This is a genomic window from Corynebacterium sp. HMSC035E02, from assembly GCF_001836065.1.
GTDB classification, from domain to species: Bacteria; Actinomycetota; Actinomycetes; order Mycobacteriales; family Mycobacteriaceae; genus Corynebacterium; species Corynebacterium hiratae.
The window spans coordinates 38,978-56,568 of the sequence record NZ_KV827369.1; the positions used below are offsets into that span (position 1 = coordinate 38,978).

At 62.9% G+C, this 17,591-nt stretch carries 16 protein-coding genes; 15 read left to right on the forward strand and 1 reads right to left on the reverse strand.

Going from position 1 to position 17,591, the window contains the following annotated elements; translation table 11 throughout:
• Positions 1 to 30: 30 nt before the first annotated feature.
• The 15 genes from HMPREF2635_RS09780 (at position 31) to HMPREF2635_RS13450 (ending at position 16,058) form a co-directional block, all read left to right on the forward strand.
• Complete coding sequence (locus tag HMPREF2635_RS09780; RefSeq protein WP_049155248.1) at positions 31 to 1,584, forward strand: UDP-N-acetylmuramoyl-L-alanyl-D-glutamate--2,6-diaminopimelate ligase; 1,554 nt, start codon at positions 31 to 33, stop codon at positions 1,582 to 1,584.
• On the forward strand, positions 1,581 to 3,116 hold the full coding sequence (gene murF, locus HMPREF2635_RS09785) for a UDP-N-acetylmuramoyl-tripeptide--D-alanyl-D-alanine ligase (protein ID WP_049155250.1): 1,536 nt from the start codon (positions 1,581 to 1,583) through the stop codon (positions 3,114 to 3,116). Before HMPREF2635_RS09780 ends, murF begins: the two co-directional genes overlap by 4 nt.
• A 23-nt stretch (positions 3,117 to 3,139) precedes the next feature.
• Positions 3,140 to 4,252: a phospho-N-acetylmuramoyl-pentapeptide-transferase gene (gene mraY, locus HMPREF2635_RS09790; protein WP_049155252.1), complete on the forward strand. Its 1,113-nt coding sequence runs from the start codon at positions 3,140 to 3,142 to the stop codon at positions 4,250 to 4,252.
• The gene (gene murD, locus HMPREF2635_RS09795) at positions 4,249 to 5,640 is read left to right on the forward strand and encodes a UDP-N-acetylmuramoyl-L-alanine--D-glutamate ligase (RefSeq protein ID WP_070512459.1); all 1,392 of its coding nucleotides are present in this window, start codon (positions 4,249 to 4,251) and stop codon (positions 5,638 to 5,640) included. Before mraY ends, murD begins: the two co-directional genes overlap by 4 nt.
• 19 nt (positions 5,641 to 5,659) lie before the next feature.
• Positions 5,660 to 7,129, forward strand: a complete 1,470-nt coding sequence (locus HMPREF2635_RS09800; protein WP_049155255.1) for an FtsW/RodA/SpoVE family cell cycle protein — start codon at positions 5,660 to 5,662, stop codon at positions 7,127 to 7,129.
• 29 nt (positions 7,130 to 7,158) lie between these two features.
• Complete coding sequence (murG, locus tag HMPREF2635_RS09805) at positions 7,159 to 8,244, forward strand: undecaprenyldiphospho-muramoylpentapeptide beta-N-acetylglucosaminyltransferase (RefSeq protein WP_049155258.1); 1,086 nt, start codon at positions 7,159 to 7,161, stop codon at positions 8,242 to 8,244.
• 39 nt (positions 8,245 to 8,283) lie between these two features.
• Positions 8,284 to 9,774: a UDP-N-acetylmuramate--L-alanine ligase gene (gene murC / locus HMPREF2635_RS09810; protein ID WP_070512460.1), complete on the forward strand. Its 1,491-nt coding sequence runs from the start codon at positions 8,284 to 8,286 to the stop codon at positions 9,772 to 9,774.
• Complete coding sequence (locus tag HMPREF2635_RS09815; RefSeq protein WP_082254447.1) at positions 9,767 to 10,426, forward strand: cell division protein FtsQ/DivIB; 660 nt, start codon at positions 9,767 to 9,769, stop codon at positions 10,424 to 10,426. Before murC ends, HMPREF2635_RS09815 begins: the two co-directional genes overlap by 8 nt.
• 206 nt (positions 10,427 to 10,632) lie before the next feature.
• Entirely contained in the window at positions 10,633 to 11,997 is a 1,365-nt protein-coding gene (gene ftsZ, locus HMPREF2635_RS09820; RefSeq protein WP_049155264.1) for a cell division protein FtsZ, read from the forward strand.
• Between the two features lie 24 nt (positions 11,998 to 12,021).
• Positions 12,022 to 12,762 (forward strand): peptidoglycan editing factor PgeF, encoded by a 741-nt coding sequence (gene pgeF, locus HMPREF2635_RS09825; protein WP_049155266.1) that lies wholly within the window; start codon positions 12,022 to 12,024, stop codon positions 12,760 to 12,762.
• Positions 12,762 to 13,472, forward strand: coding sequence for a YggS family pyridoxal phosphate-dependent enzyme (locus HMPREF2635_RS09830; protein ID WP_049155267.1), 711 nt, complete (start codon positions 12,762 to 12,764; stop codon positions 13,470 to 13,472). Before pgeF ends, HMPREF2635_RS09830 begins: the two co-directional genes overlap by 1 nt.
• A 69-nt stretch (positions 13,473 to 13,541) precedes the next feature.
• On the forward strand, positions 13,542 to 13,964 hold the full coding sequence (locus HMPREF2635_RS09835) for a cell division protein SepF (protein WP_046647975.1): 423 nt from the start codon (positions 13,542 to 13,544) through the stop codon (positions 13,962 to 13,964).
• 220 nt (positions 13,965 to 14,184) lie between these two features.
• The gene (locus tag HMPREF2635_RS09840) at positions 14,185 to 14,496 is read left to right on the forward strand and encodes a YggT family protein (RefSeq protein WP_049155268.1); all 312 of its coding nucleotides are present in this window, start codon (positions 14,185 to 14,187) and stop codon (positions 14,494 to 14,496) included.
• Positions 14,497 to 14,664: 168 nt separating this feature from the next.
• Positions 14,665 to 15,765, forward strand: a complete 1,101-nt coding sequence (locus tag HMPREF2635_RS09845; protein ID WP_049155270.1) for a DivIVA domain-containing protein — start codon at positions 14,665 to 14,667, stop codon at positions 15,763 to 15,765.
• A 122-nt stretch (positions 15,766 to 15,887) separates the two neighbouring features.
• The gene (locus HMPREF2635_RS13450) at positions 15,888 to 16,058 is read left to right on the forward strand and encodes a hypothetical protein (RefSeq protein WP_046647978.1); all 171 of its coding nucleotides are present in this window, start codon (positions 15,888 to 15,890) and stop codon (positions 16,056 to 16,058) included.
• A 100-nt stretch (positions 16,059 to 16,158) separates the two neighbouring features.
• Here HMPREF2635_RS13450 and HMPREF2635_RS09850 read toward each other — a convergent pair whose 3' ends face one another.
• A complete protein-coding gene (locus HMPREF2635_RS09850) occupies positions 16,159 to 17,235 on the reverse strand; it encodes an HNH endonuclease signature motif containing protein (protein WP_070512462.1) in 1,077 nt (358 codons plus the stop codon).
• Positions 17,236 to 17,591 lie beyond the last annotated feature (356 nt).

Genomic DNA, 17,591 nt, shown 5'->3' on the forward strand with positions numbered 1-17,591 from the left:
AACCTACAGAGATAGAGAAGAGGACGCACCGTGACCAGCAGCATCAGCCTTGATCGTTTAGCAGAAATTTCTTCGGGCACCGTGATCGGGGATGCCTCGACCACCGTGGGCTCCTGCGGACTAAACTCTGCAACCCTGCCACCTGGTGGACTCTTCGCTGCGCTTCCGGGAACGCGCGTTCATGGCGCACGCTATGCCGCAGACACCGCAGCAGCCGCGATTCTGACCGACCCGGAAGGCCAACGCATCCTTGCCGAAGCGGGAGAAACACGCCCACTTCTCGTGGTCGAGGATATCCGCGCCATCCTCGGACACGTTTCCGCGGAGATCTATGGGCACCCCACTGAAAAGCTCACCATTCTTGGCGTGACGGGTACGTCCGGTAAAACTACGACGAGTTACCTGCTGGAAGCGGGGCTTTTGCACGCGGGCTTGTCGGTGGGCCTGATCGGCACCACGGGCACTCGCATTAACCGGGAGCCGGTGCCTACCTCGCTGACGACTCCAGAGGCCCCCACATTGCAAGAGCTCTTCGCCCGCATGGTGGACGAAGGGGTAACGCACGTGGTCATGGAGGTGTCCTCTCACGCGCTTTCCCTGGGCCGCGTCCAGGGAACGCGCTTTGCCGTTGGCGGATTCACTAACTTGAGCCAGGACCACCTCGACTTCCACCCTACGATGGAGGATTACTTCGAGGCGAAGGCCATGCTTTTCGACGGTCCCCAGGCCGCCGACCGCTCCGTTGTTTGTGTCGACGACGAGTGGGGGCGACGCATGGCGCAGCGCGCCGCGGCGCGTCCGGTCATGACAGTGTCCACGAGCGCGGAGGCCACCGAGGCGGACATCACCGCCCGCCAACTCAGCACTGAGGCCACCGGCGCACAGCAGGTGGAGCTGACGGTGTCCACCGGAGAGCACGCTGGTTCCTATGAATTCCGGCTGCCCATGCCGGGCACTTTCAACATCGCCAATGCGGCCTTGGCCACCGGCATGGCCGCAGCCAGTGGCATCGAGCCGCGCGTCTTCTTGGAAGGCGTAGAAAAGGTGGCGGTTCCGGGCCGCATGGAGCGCATCGACCGCGGCCAGCAGTTTGTCGCCGTGGTCGATTATGCGCACAAGCCAGCTGCGGTCGCCGCGGTCCTCGATACCCTGCGTGCGCAGCTGGAAGGCAGCAGCGGCCGGATCGGCATTGTCGTCGGCGCGGGAGGTGACCGCGATTCTTCCAAGCGCCCGCTCATGGGGGCGGCTGCTGCGAAGGGCGCCGATATGGTCGTGATCACCGATGACAACCCCCGCACCGAGGACCCAGCAGCTATCCGCGCGGCAGTGCTCGCGGGAGCGCGCGAAGCGAACCCGGAGGCCGATATCCGGGAGGTCGGCTCCCGTGCCAAAGCCATCGACGAGGTCGTGGCGTGGGCACAGCCGGGCGATGCCGTCATCGTCGTCGGCAAGGGCCACGAAGTAGGACAGCTGATTGGTGATACCGTCCACCACTTCGACGACCGCGAAGAGATGGCGCGTGCACTTGATGCCGCGATGACAGCGACTACCCTGAGTACCGAAGAATCCAAGGAGCAAGCATGATTGCGTTAAGCCTCGCTGAGATAGCTCAGATCACGGGCGGCCGCCTGGATAGCGTCGACGAGCCAGAGACCCCAGTGACCGGCTTTGTTGAGTTCGATTCTCGCAAGGTCACTCCGGGTGGACTCTTCGTGGCACTGCCCGGAGCCCGCGTCGATGGCCACGATTACGCCCACACCGCGGTGGAGAAGGGAGCCGTCGCCGTCTTGGCTGCCCGGCCGGTGGGTGTACCCGCCATCGTCGTGGAGCCGCGCGGACGCGTAGAAGGTGACGGAGCCAACGCCGATATCTATGCCAACGATGTCGATGGCTCCGCCGCCGCCGTCGTCGAGGCGTTGTCCGCGCTGGCCCGCGCAGTAACGCAGCGGCTGGCGACAGAGCAGGATTTGACCATCGTGGGAGTGACGGGATCGGCGGGCAAGACCTCGACCAAGGACCTCATCGCCACCATCTTCCGCGAGGTGGGGGAGACCGTCGCCCCGCCCGGCTCCTTCAACAATGAAATTGGGCTTCCGTATACGGCTCTGCGCTGTGATGAGCACACGCGCTACCTCGTGGCGGAGATGTCGGCCCGCGGTATCGGGCACATCCGCCACCTCACCGAAATCACCGCTCCGCGCGTCGGCGTGGTCCTTAACGTCGGCTCCGCGCACCTCGGCGAGTTTGGCTCGCGCGAGAATATCGCGCAGGCCAAGGGAGAGCTGGTGGAGGCTCTGCCGAGCGCGGAAGCGGGCGGTGTGGCCGTCCTCAACGCCGACGATCCTTTCGTCGCCGCAATGGCGACGCGCACGGGGGCCAAAGTGGTGTACTACTCCACGGATAACCGCCGCGGCGGCGCGCCGGCGGCACAGTACTATGCCACCAACATCGAGCTCGATGACGTGGCCCGCCCCTCCTTTGTCCTCCACAGCCCCAACGCTGAGCCAGTTGCAGTGAAGCTGCAGGTATTTGGTTCCCACCAGGTGTCTAATGCACTGGCCGCGGCAGCCGCAGCCATCGAGCTGGGGGTATCGGCAGCCACGGTAGCGGCTGCGCTGTCTGGGCACCGCCTAGCCTCCGAGCACCGCATGGACGTGCGCACGCGCCGCGATGGCGTCACCATCATTGATGATTCCTACAACGCCAACCCGGATTCGATGCGCGCGGCGATTGCCGCCTTGGCCTATACCGCAGCAGCACGCCCCGATGCCCGCTCCATCGCGGTGCTTGGTGAGATGGGAGAGCTCGGCAGCGATGCCGAACAATCGCACCGCCAGCTCGGGGAGATATTGGCCAAATACCACGTGGAGCACCTCGTCGCGGTGGGGGAGAACCCCAACTGTCGGGCAATGACTGAGGCGGCTGCGCAGCAAGGTATAAATACAATGGTGTGCGCCGATGCCGCGGCTGCCGCTCGGGCGGTCGACGGCATTCTGCGCGCGGCCCCGGCAGGGGTCGATGATTGGGCTAGCCGTAGCGTTAAGGACGTGGTCTTGATTAAGGCCTCCAATGCCCAGCGCCTCTGGTTGGTCGCGGAGCAGCTGAACCACAGCTAGCCGCTAGAAAGGACTTCAAGCTCGTGACTCAGATCATCATCGCTGGTGCGGTTAGCTTCCTCGTGGCGATCTTTACCACCCCGGTTCTCATCCGATACTTTTCCGACTCCGGTCGCGGTCAAGAGATCCGCGAGGACGGACCCAAGTCCCACCTGCGGAAGCGGGGTACGCCGACGATGGGCGGCCTGGCTATTCTGGCCGGTATCTTGGTGGCTTATCTCGTGGTTGGTTTTTATGGAATGCTGACGGGCCACGGGGGGTTTACTGCTTCGGGTCTGCTCGTCCTCGGACTGACGCTGGGCTTGGGCGCGGTGGGATTTGCGGATGACTTCATCAAACTCTTCCGGAAGCGCAACCTAGGTCTCAACAAGACCGCGAAGCTGGTCAGCCAGCTGGTACTGGCCCTCCTCTTTGGCTTTCTTGTGCTGCGTTTCCCCAATGATGCGGGCCTGACTCCTGGCTCCACCAAGCTGTCGTTCATCCGCGATTTGAAAACTTTCGACTTTGCGGTTGGCGGCGTTGTGATCGGAACCATCGTGTTCTTGATCTTCATGTACTTCCTCATTGCGGCGTGGTCGAACGCGGTCAACCTCACCGACGGCCTCGACGGTCTTGCCGCAGGAGTGACGGCGATTGTCATGGGCTCCTACTCGCTGATGACCTTCTGGCAGTTCCGCTATTCCTGCGCCACCAACTTTGCGGCAGGCTGCTACCAGGTGCGCGATCCCCTCGATCTCGCCGTGCTCGCGGCGGCGGGCCTCGGTGCCTGCCTCGGCTTTTTATGGTGGAATGCCGCGCCCGCCAAGATCTTCATGGGAGACACCGGCTCCCTGGCGCTCGGCGGATTGGTTGCCGGCATTTCGGTCACCAGCCGTACCGAGCTTCTCATGGTGATTATCGGCGCCCTGTTCGTTATCGAGACGGTGTCCGTTGTCATTCAGATCGTGGTCTTCCATTCCACCGGCAAGCGCTTCTTCCGCATGGCCCCGATCCATCACCACTTTGAAAACGGCGGTTGGGCGGAGACTGCTGTGGTTGTCCGTTTCTGGTTGCTGGCCGCGATGGCGGCGATGGCCGGCGTGGCCATCTTCTACGGTGAATGGCTGACCTCCACAGGTATAGGTGTCGGCGCATGACGCGCCCCGACTTCCTCTCTGGCCGGGTCCTCATCGCCGGTGCCGGCGTTTCCGGCCGCGGCTGTGCTGCGGTCCTGGACCACCTAGGCGTGGACGTCACGGTGGCTGATGGAAACCAGGAATCCCGCGCTCGCCTCGCCGCCGAGCTCGACGTTGCCACCGTGGACACAGCAGCAGTAGACCTGTCGGATTACTCCCTCGTCGTGACCTCGCCGGGGTGGCGCCCGGATTCGCCGTTGCTCGCCGCCGCAGCTTCCCGCGGCCTTGAGGTCATCGGTGACGTGGAGCTGGCCTACCGCCTTGACCAGGCAGAGGTATTTGGGCCCTCCCGCCGCTGGCTCGCGATCACAGGTACCAACGGCAAGACCACAACGACGGGGATGCTCGCTGCCATCATGGCCGCTGACGAGCAGCGATCCGGGCAGCGCGCGCAGGCCGTAGGAAATATCGGGGTCTCGTCTTTTGATGCCCTGGCCGCCGAGCCCCGCGTGGATATCCTCGTCGCGGAACTGTCCTCGTTCCAGCTGCACTGGGCCTCCCAGCTGCGCCCGGATGTGGGAGCGCTGCTCAACCTCGCCGATGACCACCTCGATTGGCACGGCTCCTTCGAGGCCTACGCGGCGGATAAGGCGAAGATCTTGCGCGGCACGCACGCCGTTTATGGAAAGGACGACGAGCACGTTCGAGCGCTTGCCGCCTCTCTATCCAGCGCCACCGCCTTTACCCACGCCGAGCCCGCCCCGGGCGAAGTCGGCGTGAGCGCCGGCAGCCTCGTGGTCAATGAGGTCGCCGGACTGCACGCGGCAGTGGTGGAGGATGTCACCACCATCCAGCCCGCAGGTCTTGCTGGGGTGCTGGATGCCGCTGCTGCCGCGGCGGTTGCCGCGCTTGCCGGCGCTCAGCCTGAGTCCATCGCGGAGGGCCTCGACGCCTACGTGGTGGCCGGGCACCGCGGTGAGGTTGTCCACCGTCATGGTGGCGTGACCTACATCGACAATTCCAAGGCGACGAATCCGCACGCCGCGGAGGTGGCCATGCGTGGTCTTGACTCCGTGGTGTGGGTCGCCGGTGGTCAGCTCAAAGGCGCAGATGTCTCGGACCTCCTGCGTACCCACGCTGCGCGGCTGAAGGCGGCGGTTCTGGTGGGCGTCGACAAGCACGTGCTGGCCCAGGCCCTCGTCAAGGCGGCACCCCACGTGCCTCTCGTCATCGTGGACAGTCATGACCCGCAGATCGCTATGGACCAGGCCGTGAGCGCCGCCGTGCAACACGCCGAAGCCGGCGATACCGTACTTTTGGCGCCCGCTGCGGCATCGTTGGACATGTACACCGGAATGAGCCAACGCGGCGACATGTTTGCCGCCGCTGCCCGCCGCCTCGCCCGCTAGCTAGGAGCACCCAGAAGCCGTGACTGCCACCAGCACCCAGAAGCCACACCGCACGCTGGGCCACCGCCTGCGTGATCTTCGCGAGCGCCTGCGCGCCTACCCGGGGCTTGACTACCTGATGCTGCGCATCGCGATCTTCTCGCTCATCGGCATCGGCGTACTCATGGCCTTCTCTTCGTCGATGGCGACGTCCCTGTCGGAGACCGATAGCCCGTGGTCGGCCGCTTTGCGCCAGTGCGTGTTGGTCGCCGCCGGCCTCATCGTGTTCTGGATAGGCCTCCGCATATCGCCGCGCACGTTGCGGGCGCTCGTACCGTGGTTCTTGGGGCTATCCATCCTGCTGCTTATCCTCGTGCTTGTGCCCGGTATCGGTACCGGCCGCGCGGAGGTCGGTTCACAGTCGTGGATCATGTTGCCGGGCGGTGTGGCCTTCCAGCCCTCTGAGTTCGCTCGCGTCGCCGTGGGTATGTATGGCGCCTCAGCGCTGGCGGATAAAACACATCGTTCGATGCGCTTGACGGATCCGTTCATGATGTATTCCATCATCGCCGGCATCATGTTCGTGCTCATCGTGGCCCAAGGTGACTTGGGCATGGGCGTATCCTTCGCTCTCATCGTGGTCTTCACCCTCGTATTCGCCGGCGTGAACTGGCGTGTGCCCGTCGTCGTCGGCGTCTTTGGCGCCATCGGCATGATCACTGTTTTCCTGGCGGGTGGATTCCGTTCGCACCGTTTCCACACTTACTTTGATGCGCTGCGCGGCAACATTGAGGACACACAAGGTACCGGTTTCCAGGCTTATCAGGGCTTTCTTTCGCTTGCCGACGGCGGCTTCTGGGGCGTTGGCCTCGGCCAATCACGCGCCAAGTGGTTCTACCTCCCAGAAGCCAAGAACGACTTCGTCTTCGCCATTATCGGTGAGGAGCTAGGCCTCTGGGGCGGTGCGCTCGTCATCGTGCTTTTCGCCGTGCTGGGCTACTTTGGGTTGCGTACCGCAACCCGCGCGCAGGACCAGTTCCAGTCCTTGCTGGCCGCCACGCTGTCGGTGGGTGTTGTCGTGCAGGCCTTCATCAACATCGGCTACGTCATCGGTGTGCTGCCGGTGACGGGTATTCAGCTCCCGATGATTTCTGCGGGTGGTACGGCTGCGGTCATCACCATCGGCTCGATGGGCCTGCTGTGCAATGTGGCACGCCACGAGCCGCTGCAGGTGTCCGCGATGCAGAACTTTGGACGTCCGCTCTTTGACCGTATCTTCTTCATCCCAGAGCCGACCCCGCCCAACGAGCGGCGCGGCGGGGCGCACCGTGCCCCGCGCGAGCGCGCAGATGCTCGGCGTTCCCAGCGCCCATACCGCGAGCGCTCCCAACGCCACGTGGAACGCAGCCGTGAGGAACGTTTCGGGCGTGCGGTGACGGGGCGCTCTCAGCGGTCGCAGGCGCCGCGCGTGGAGGGGCGGCGGGAGTATCGGCGCGGCGAGCGCCGGTAGCGCAGTGCGGCGCTGGTAGCGTGTAGTGCATGAATGACACGCCGATTTCCGTCGTCATAGCAGGTGGCGGCACCGCCGGACACATTGAGCCCGCGCTTGCGGTGGGGGAGGAGCTACGCCAACGCCACGGGGCGCGGGTCACCGCCTTGGGTACGCCGCGGGGTCTGGAAAGCGATATCGTGCCGGCTCGCGGTGTCGATCTGCGCATGATCACTCCGGTTCCTGTCCCGCGAAAGATCAACATTGACGCGGTGAAACTGCCCTGGCGGATTCTCAAGTCCGTTCGGGAAACTCGCGCGGTGCTTAAGGACGTCGGGGCCAACGCTGTGTTTGGCACCGGTGGTTACGTTGCGGCGCCGGCTTACCTGGCGGCGAAGTCTTTGGGCATTCCGTTCTTCGTTCTCGAGACGAATGCCTTGGCCGGTATGGCTAATAAGCTGGGCGTGCGTCTTGGCGGCACGGGAATCAACGCCCAAGAGGGTTCTGGCATGCCGGGCGAGGTCCTGGGCATTCCGGTTCGCCCGGGCTTGGCCGAGGACCCGGATGGTACGAAGGCCGCTGCTGCGCGCCAGAATTGGGACTTGGATGAAGGCCGCCCGACCATCGTGGTTACCGGCGGTTCGCAGGGAGCGGTGAGCATTAACACCGCCGTCGCCGGTGCGCTCGAGGATCTGTGCCGAGACTTCCAGGTGCTGCACGCCTACGGCAAGAAGAACACGGTGCCGACTGAGCACGAGCACTACACGGCCGTGCCCTATATCGATGACATGGCCGGCGCGCTCGCCGTTGCTGATGTGATGGTCTGCCGCTCCGGCGCGATGACCGTGGCTGAGGTGTCTGCGGCCGGCCTGCCCGCTATCTATGTGCCACTGCCGCACGGCAACGGCGAGCAAGCGTTGAACTCCCGGGCTCTGGTGGAAGCGGGAGCCGCGGTCCAGATACCGGACGCGGAGCTTACTCCGGGGCGCCTTGTCGCCGAAGTTCGCGCTATCCTTGACCATCCCGACGCCCTTTCGGCCATGCGTGCTGCTGCTGACGCCAGCACTGCCGGCGATGCCGCCGCGGTGATCGCTGACCGAATCGCGCACCGCGTCGCCGCCGACACCCGCGGCTAGGCGCACAGTACAGGTTTATTAAAGAAGGAAATTTTCACCATGACTGATACCCCCGCCACCACGGACCTGTCCCGCGTCCACTTTGTCGGCATCGGCGGTTCCGGAATGTCCGGCCTCGCGCGCATCCTGGTTAGCCGTGGCGCGGTCGTCACCGGCTCGGACGTTAAGAAGTCGACGGCCGTTGACGTCCTCCGCGCGATGGGTGCGCACGTCGCCGTCGGCCACGTGGCTGAGAACCTCGATCTGGCTGGGGACAAGCCGACGGTAGTCGTCACCTCCTTCGCCGCCATCCCGCAGGACAACCCGGAGCTGGTTGCGGCACGGGAAGCCGGGATTCTAGTGATCCGTCGCTCGGACCTGCTGGCTGAGCTCATGGAAGGCCACCGTCAGGTGCTGCTCGCCGGCACGCACGGAAAGACCTCGACGACCTCTATGGCGGTCACCGCGCTCCAGCAGGCGGGGATGGATCCTTCCTTCGCCATCGGCGGGCAACTCAACCGAGCTGGGACCAACGCGCACGGCGGCACTGGCGACGCCTTCGTGGCAGAAGCCGATGAATCCGATGCCTCCCTCCTGCGCTACAGCCCCTTCGTGGCAGTCATCACCAACATCGAGCCTGATCACCTCGACTATTTCGGCACGGCAGAGAGCTACTATCGGGTCTTTGATGATTTCGCCGACCGCGTGGTTGAGGGCGGCTACCTCGTCGTGTGCCTCGAGGATGAGCATGCGGCCGCCACGGGTGAGCGGGCGGCTCAGCGCGGGATTCAGGTGCTGGGCTACGGCACGCGCAGCGAGGTAGCCGCGGATTCTTCCGTGCCGCTGGCAGCGGAGATCCTAGAAGAAACCGTCTCCGCCGCCGGCGCGCACGTCCGCGTTCGCCTGACCTTGCCGGGTCAGGCGCCACAGGAGCTGTCCTATGACCTGCATGTCCCAGGCCATCACATGGTGCTCAACTCGGCGGCGGCCCTGCTGGCCGGTGCGCTGGCTGGCGGAGACCCGGCGGAACTGGCTGCAGGCTTGACCGACTTTACGGGTGTGCGCCGCCGCTTCGAGTACCGCGGCAGCGCCCAGGGGATCCGCGTCTTCGATGACTATGCCCACCATCCCACGGAGGTGTCTGCGGTGCTCACCGCAGCGCGCGCGAAGGCGGACGCCGAGGGCGAGGGTGCGCGCGTGATCGCTTGCTTCCAGCCGCACCTGTACTCCCGGACCATGGAGTTTGACGCCGAGTTTGCTCAGGCCTTGGCGCTTGCCGACGCCGCCGTCGTCCTCGACATCTACGGCGCCCGCGAGAAGCCGGTAGAAGGAATTACCTCCCGCATTATCACCGACAAGATGCCCGAAGACATGCCGGTCATTTTCGAGCCGGATTTCTCTGAGGCTGCCGGCGACGTCATTTCCCTGGCGCAGCCCGGAGATATCGTCCTTACCATCGGCGCGGGAACTGTTACCTACGTGGCGGGTGAAATCTTGTCGGCGCTTGAGAATGCGAGCGGCGCGGAGGAACCGAAGGAACCGAATGTCTAAAAAGACTGGGGCGCTCGCGCTAGGCGCGGTGCTTCTCGTAGTGGCGGTTGCTGCCGCGGCGGTGTGGCTTTTTCCCATCCTGAAGGTGACATCCTTCGAAGTCGTGGGAAATGATCACGTTGAGGCAGAGGAGGTCGAGCAGGCCAGTGGCGTCGTGAAGGGCTCTAATTTGGCGCGGCTGGATGCGCGCGAAGCCGCGCACGGCGTGGCCTCCCTGCCGTGGGTAGAGAGCGCGACGGTGTCGCGGGCCTTCCCGTCAACCGTCCACATCGAGCTCGTCGAGCACGAGGCGGTAGCTTATGTACGACAGGGCGATAGGACGATTTTGGTGGACAACCACGGTAAGGAATTCGTGGAGGACGAAGCGCCACCCGAAGCCGTAGAGCTGACAGGGCACACCGACTCCGGTTCGCCTGAGATGCAGGGGGCTGTCGACGCCGTCGCTGCGCTCCCCGCGCCGATTCGGGAGAAGGTCGCGGCCCTCGAAATTAAGGACCGGTATTCGCTGACCTTCCGCACGGAGGATGACAAAACCATCTTTTGGGGTGCGTCGGAAGACAACGCGAACAAGGCCATTGCTTTTGAGGATGTGCTCAAGCTCGAGGGCGATTCTTGGAACATTTCGAACCCGTCGCTGGTGACTCGTCGCTAAGCGCGTCGCGAGTGGGGCGGGTGGGACGCCTGTTAAGAAAACCGCATGTCAGCAACCCTAAAGTAGAGGTTGAGGGTACCGACACGCGGCAAAATGTGCGCCGAAATTACCCCGTTGTCGTTAAAGATGGATGTAACCGCCTCTCAGAAAAAGGGGCGCCTCCTCGTTTACATTAAAACCTTATTCGAAAGGCAAGAGACCCTCGTATGATCTCATCTAGCAACAACCTCGCGGACATCAAGGTCGTCGGCGTCGGCGGCGGTGGTGTCAACGCTGTCAACCGCATGATCGAAGAAGGGCTCAAGGGAGTCCAGTTCGTGGCGATCAACACCGATTCCCAGGCGCTGATTTTCTCCGATGCGGATACCAAGCTCGACATCGGTCGCGAGGCCACCCGCGGCCTCGGCGCCGGCGCCAACCCTGAGGTAGGCAAGACCTCCGCGGAGGATCACAAGACCGAAATTGAAGACGCCCTCCAGGGCTCCGACATGGTCTTTGTTACGGCTGGCGAGGGCGGCGGTACCGGGACCGGCGCCGCTCCGGTGGTCGCCTCCATCGCGAAGAAGATGGGTGCCCTGACCGTCGGTGTCGTTACCCGCCCGTTCAAGTTCGAGGGCGCGCGCCGCACCCGCCAGGCCATGGCCGGCATTGAGGAGCTGCGCGAGGTCTGCGATACCCTCATCGTTATCCCGAATGATCGCCTCATGCAGCTGGGCGGCGAGGAGCTGTCCATCGTCGAAGCCTTCCGCGCCGCCGATGAAGTCCTGCACAACGGTGTGCAGGGTATTACCAACCTGATCACCATCCCGGGCATGATCAACGTCGACTTTGCGGACGTTCGCTCCGTCATGTCCGACGCTGGTTCCGCCCTCATGGGCATCGGCTTTGCCCGCGGCGATAACCGCGCGCTCAACGCCGCCGAGCAGGCTATTAACTCTCCGCTGCTGGAGTCGACCATGGAGGGCGCCAAGGGCGTTCTGCTGTCTATCGCCGGTGGCTCTGACTTGGGCCTCCACGAGGTCAATGCCGCTGCCTCCATGGTGGAGGAGCGCGCCGACGAGGACGCCAACATCATCTTCGGCACCATCATCGATGACAACCTTGGTGACGAAGTCCGCGTCACCATCATCGCCACCGGCTTCGATGCTCAGGCCAACATGACCTCCCAGCCGGCACAGCCTGGCCAGACGCAGCAACACGGTGCGGAGGCTACCCCGGCTGCACGTCCGGGTTCCCTCTTCGAGCACCGCGCTGAGGCACAGCCTGAGAGCCCCGCCGCGCCCCGCACCGAGGCCCCGCGCGAGGAGTACACCCGCGCAGAACCGCAGCGCGCTGACTCCCAGCGCATTGAGCGTGAAGAGTACGCCCCGCGTCACTCCTACGAGCGCGAGCAGCCGGCAGAGCCGGCCCCGTCGAGCGGACTATTTACCACCTCGGATCGCTTCCGCGGTGAGGACTACCGCCGCGGCGGCGATGATGAGTACCGTCTCTCGCGCCCCACGGAGCGTCGAGGTCGTGACTTCGACGATGACGGCGATGACGATCTCGACGTGCCATCCTTCATGCGCTAGTTCCAGCCAGCTACTCTGGAGTGCATGCCAGTAAACGAGGAAGCACACGCAGCACGACGCCCCGTCCGCATGGTTTTTACAAGCCGTGCCGGCGGGGCGTCGTCGTCGCCTTATGACTCTTTTAATCTCGGCGATCACGTTGGCGATGACCCCGCCGCAGTGGCCGCCAATCGCGAGCGGCTCCGCCGTGCCACGGGCTTAGAGGACATCGTGTGGATGGAACAGCTCCACACCAACACCGTGACGGTGGTGGGGGCCGAGCGCCGCGGCGTCGAGGAGCCCGTGCCGGCCACCGATGCCGTGGTAACCACCGAAAAGCGCTTGGGCCTGGGCGTTCTCGTGGCGGACTGCACGCCGGTGCTGCTTGTCGACGTCTCCGCGGGCGTCATCGGCGCCGCCCACGCCGGGCGCCTTGGCGCGCGCAACGGAATCGTCCGCAATACCGTCGATACCATGGTTGAGTTAGGGGCCCGCCCCGCCTCGATTCAGGTGCTCATGGGGCCGGCCGCTTCTGGGCGGAACTATGAGGTGCCGGAGGCGATGGCGGATGACGTCGAGAAGCATCTGCCCGGCTCCAAGACCCGCACGGCGTCGGGTACCTGGGGCGTCGACGTGCGCGCTGGGCTGATTCGTCAATTGATGGAGATGGGGGTTACGGCTATCGAATCGGACCCGCGCTGCACGATTGAGGACACAGATTTCTTTTCTTATCGCCGCGAGGGCGTCACCGGACGCCAAGCCGGCGTGATTTGGTTGGAGGATTAATGACGAACAACGATACTGCGCGCCGTGAAGAGCTGAGGGCTGGCCTGGAGAACACCCGCGCTGCTATTCACCGTTTCGCTGAGGCCGCTGGCCGCCCCGCCCCGCAGCTGCTGCCGGTGACGAAGTTTCACCCGGCCGAGGACATCGCGTTGCTAGCTGAGCTGGGAATCACGGATGTGGCGGAAAATCGCGAGCAGGAAGCGCGCGCCAAGGCGGAGGCCCTGCCCGAGATGCGGTTCCACATGATTGGCCAGATTCAGACCAAGAAAGCGAACCACGTGGCCCGGTGGGCGCATAGTGTTCACTCGCTTGACTCAGAAAAACTCGCCAGAGCACTCGACCGCGGCGTGGCTCTTGCCCAGGAACGCGGCCAGCGTGAGGACACGCTTCCGGTCTATATTCAGGTATCCGCCGACGGTGATACCGCGCGTGGCGGCTGCCCGCTAGAGGGCGTGCCTGCTCTGGTGGATCTGGTCGAAGACCTGGAGAACCTTCAGCTGTGTGGGTTCATGGTGGTTCCACCGCTGGAGAGCGAACCGGCGGAGGTTTTCACCCAGATGAGGGCATTGACGGATGAGGTGGCGGCCAAGCTTGGGAGAGACCTGAAAATGTCCGCCGGCATGAGCGCCGACATGGAGGCAGCGATTGCATCTGGAACGGATATCGTGCGTGTCGGAACCGGAATCATGGGAGCCCGCCCGCTAGGTTAATTGTCATTGTAAAACTGCATTACAAGACAGCAAATGAACAGAACACACTAGGTCAGAGGGAGACCCAGAATGTCACTGATTGATAGGACTAAAGAGTTCTTCGGGCTGGGCCCGATGGACATGGACGCCGACGATGCCTACTACGCCGACGAGCGCAGCTACAACGCTCCGGCCTACGCGCCTTCCTACGAGAAGCAGGAAGAGGAGTTTGTCCCGACCATCGTGGCTCTCTCCCTCGTCTCCTTTGATGATGCAGCAAAGGTTGGCGGCCCTTTCCGTGACGGTGACGCAGTGGTCTTTGAACTCACCGATGCCGACCGCGGCTCTGCCAAGCGTTTCGTGGACTTTGCCGCTGGCCTCTGCTTCGCGTTGGAAGGCCGCATGAAGAACCTGACCAAGGGCATGGACACCAGCCGCAAGGTTTTTGCCATCGTGCCGAAGGGTGCTGATATCTCCACCGTGGAGCTGGAGCGAGCAGCACACCTGCGCTAGAGACGTCAGGCTTTAACCGCTTCATCGTTATTCTCCTCCGTGTTGGCTTAAGGGAGGCGGAAGGCGATGGGGCGGTTTCGTCGTTTTCATCGTGGGGCCTTATCGGAGAGTCATTCTCGGCGGCGGTATGGCTGCCGCGGTGCTGTCTCTGTACGCCGAGGGCGAACCTTAGGGCAGGGGAGTACCGCTGGCGGGGGTGATTCCGATAGGCTCAGGCATTGTGAGTGCTTTAGGTTCAATTCTCCTCGTCGCCGTGAGTCTTTACTCGTGGGTTTTGTTGGCGCGCATCGTCATTGAAATGATCCAGTCTTTTTCGCGCCAATTCAACCCGCCCCGCTGGTTCATGATGGTTGCTGAGGTGCTTTTCGTGGTCACCGATCCGCCGGTCAAAGCGCTGCGAAAGGTGATTCCGCCGCTGCAATTGGGCGGCATCACGCTCGATGTTTCCATCATTGTTTTGTTCCTGCTTTTGTCCGTTCTTTCGCAACTTATTGGCTGGCTATTTTTCAGCGCCAATGGGCTTGCAATGTAATAAACGGGTGTATTAAACCCTCCTGTTAACGTTGAGACTCGTGCCAGCGTTAGATAATGTGTTGATTCGGATACAATGAGTTACCACAATCCGTATTATTAACCGCATATGTACCCGGCCTCTGGACCCTCTAGAGGTTTGACCGATTCGTAAGGGGAAGAGAAGTCAATGCCACTGTCACCAGCTGATGTACACAACGTCGCTTTCAGCAAGCCGCCAATTGGCAAGCGTGGCTACAACGAGGACGAGGTCGATCAGTTCCTCGATCTCGTTGAGGATGCTCTTGCTCAGCTGCAGGATGAGAACGATGATCTCCACGCCCAGGTTGAGGAGCTGAAGTCTCAGGCTCCGGCCGGCGCTGCCGGCGGTGCCGCTGCCGCTAAGGTCGACGAGGCCGCTGTGCGCAAGGACGTCGAATCCAAGCTTCGCGCTGAGTACGAGGCAAAGCTGGCTGACTCCAAGAACGAGATTGCCAAGGCCAAGGAAGAAACCAAGCGCGCCCAGGAACAGGCGAAGGCCGCTCAGGCGCAGGACAATTCCGCAGAGCTCAAGGCCGCACGCGAGGAAGCTGCTGCTGCCAGGCGTGAGCTCGAGGCCTCCAAGAAGGAACTGGAGAGCACCAAGAAGGAGCTGGAGTCCGCAAAGAAGAACTCCGCAACCTCCACCACCGCATCTTCCGCTGCTGCCGTGGCTGGTGCAGGTGCTGCACAGTCCAACGCACAGGGCCTCGCCACCCCGGACACGCATATGCAGGCAGCCCGCGTTCTGGGCCTGGCGCAGGAGATGGCAGACCGCCTTACCAACGAGGCCAAGGCCGATTCCGAGTCCATGCTGGCGGAGGCCCGCACGGCTGCAGAGAAGCAGCTTGCCGACGCTGACTCTCACTCCAAGGCTCAGCTTGCTGACGCCCAGAAGCGCTACGACGCGCAGCTGCAGGAAGCCGATACCCGCTCCAAGAAGCTGGTGGCTGACGCCGAAAACAAGGCAAAGCAGACTGAGGCCGACGCTACGTCCCGCGCGGAGGCACAGATTCGCCAGGCTGAGGAGAAGGCAGCTGCCCTGCAGGCAGATGCTGAGAAGAAGCACACCGAGGTCATGAACACGGTCAAGCAGCAGCAGACCGCTCTGGAGGCCCGCATCTCCGAGCTGCGCACCTTCGAGCGCGAGTACCGTACCCGCCTCAAGACGCTGCTGCAGTCCCAGCTTGAGGAGTTGGAGTCCCGCGGCACCGCTGCCCCCAACGGTGAGGCCGGAAAGTCCAACAATTAATCTCTGAATGAGCGGCGTCCCTGCGGGGGCGCCGTTATTCTTTTCTGTAGGTATACGTCCGTAGGTATACATTCTTTGTAAGCACAGAGCCCTTAGTCATTGGTGGGGAAAGGAGAGCGCACATGCTCATCGGCGCATTGCTTCTGGCCTTTGTTGCTTTCTTGGCGTTCGTGAACTACATCCTCACCGCTGCTGAGTGGTCCTTGTACGTGCTCTTCGCTTCGGCTGGGGTGGGTATCGTCCTGTTCATCGCAGACACCGTGATCAAGCTGCGCCGCAAGCACGACGAGTAGCTCGGTCTCGCCGAAAATCTGTAACGCGCGCAGCTAAGGCACGACGAGTAGCCCTCGACCCAGTGGTAATTCTGGGTGGAGGGCTACTTCTGTGAAGTCGCTAGTCGTCTCGCTCCCCGGAGTTTGGGAATAACCCGGGTGGCGCTTGCAGCGGCGTGGGTGGCGGGGGAGGGCCGTACGTTCTCTTCGCTTTTCCCCTGACCCGAGCCATGCGGCCGCGACCCGGCGGCGCATTCGGATCGTCCTGGTTCACCCCATTGTGATACGGACAGAGCATCACCAAGTTTTCCTGGTTGGTGTACCCGCCGTTCTTCCACGCGATGAGGTGATGAACTTGACATTCATCGGCCGGCTTCAGGCAGTCATCCCAAGCACAGACTGGGAACTCGGCCATAGCCATGATGCGCTGCTTGATGCTGGCCGAGCGCTCCTCGTAGTAGAGGTTGACCGGCCCGTGATAGGGATGAAAAAGAGTCGCGAGCGCGCCGTCTTTATCGATTTCACCGGCGATGACCTTGTTGAGGTACTCTGCCCCGGTCATCGTGGCGCCATTGGTCATCTGGAGGGTGATTTCTTCGCCGTCACCGTCGAGAATTTTCGTCATTGCATCCAGCGGCACAAGGATATTGGTCTGCAAGCCGCGGCGCGGTGCAGCGCCTTTGAAGAAGGCCTCGCGGATGGACTCGAGGGGACGTGCCGGGTCGACGGCGTCGTTAAGCTCTGCAATCAGTTGCGAGGGGCCCGTGATCGCCATCGTCCACGGTGCATTGCGGCGGCGGTAGACAGTCACGCCCTCCTTCGGCGTGGGCGGTGCTGAGTGTTCCTTGAGCTTCTTCTTCGCCAGCGCCTCCATGGCGAGGGTGTCAGCGCTCGTTCGGCAGAGTTCTAGACGCAGCTTCCAGCCCAACGCTTGTGTTTTGGCTTTGCGGGCGTAGCGGTCGATGACCTCCAAGGTAGGCAAAGAATGCTTGCGTTGGCGCGCTGCCTTCACTGCGTCGCGTTGCATCCGCGTCATGGCGGTCTTGCCAAAGAAGCTCGTATACAGCCGTGCCAACTCCGCGGCGGTTTTGTCTGGGGATCCGGCGGCGATGAGGTCTGCTTCAGACATGCCTTCGCACTCGGCGACGACATCGATGCCGGCCCCGAGTGCGTTAAGGAAAGTCTGCAGTGCGCTCATGACAGTGGAGCTTAAAACACCTTATGACCTGCGCGCATTAGAAAAAATGTTCCTGTGGAAAACCTTATCCCAGGTGCCTCTTTCGTGTACTGGCGTTTCTATTTTGGGGCTTTCGGGAACCTGCGCCTGTGAAAACTTGACCGGCTCGCTATACTTTTAGGCGTATGCAGTGAGCCGGCTATCACCGGGGAGCATTCCGGAAGAACGTGCTTTGCGCTTAGCGGAGCATTATTAGAACCGGGCGGGTAGGGACCGTCATCTCCTTCACATCAACGAAGCGGGGCGCCTCGGCGCCCAAGCGGGGTGGTACCGCGAGCCGTAAGGCGCGTCCCCGCCACAGCGAACGAGTGAAGGAA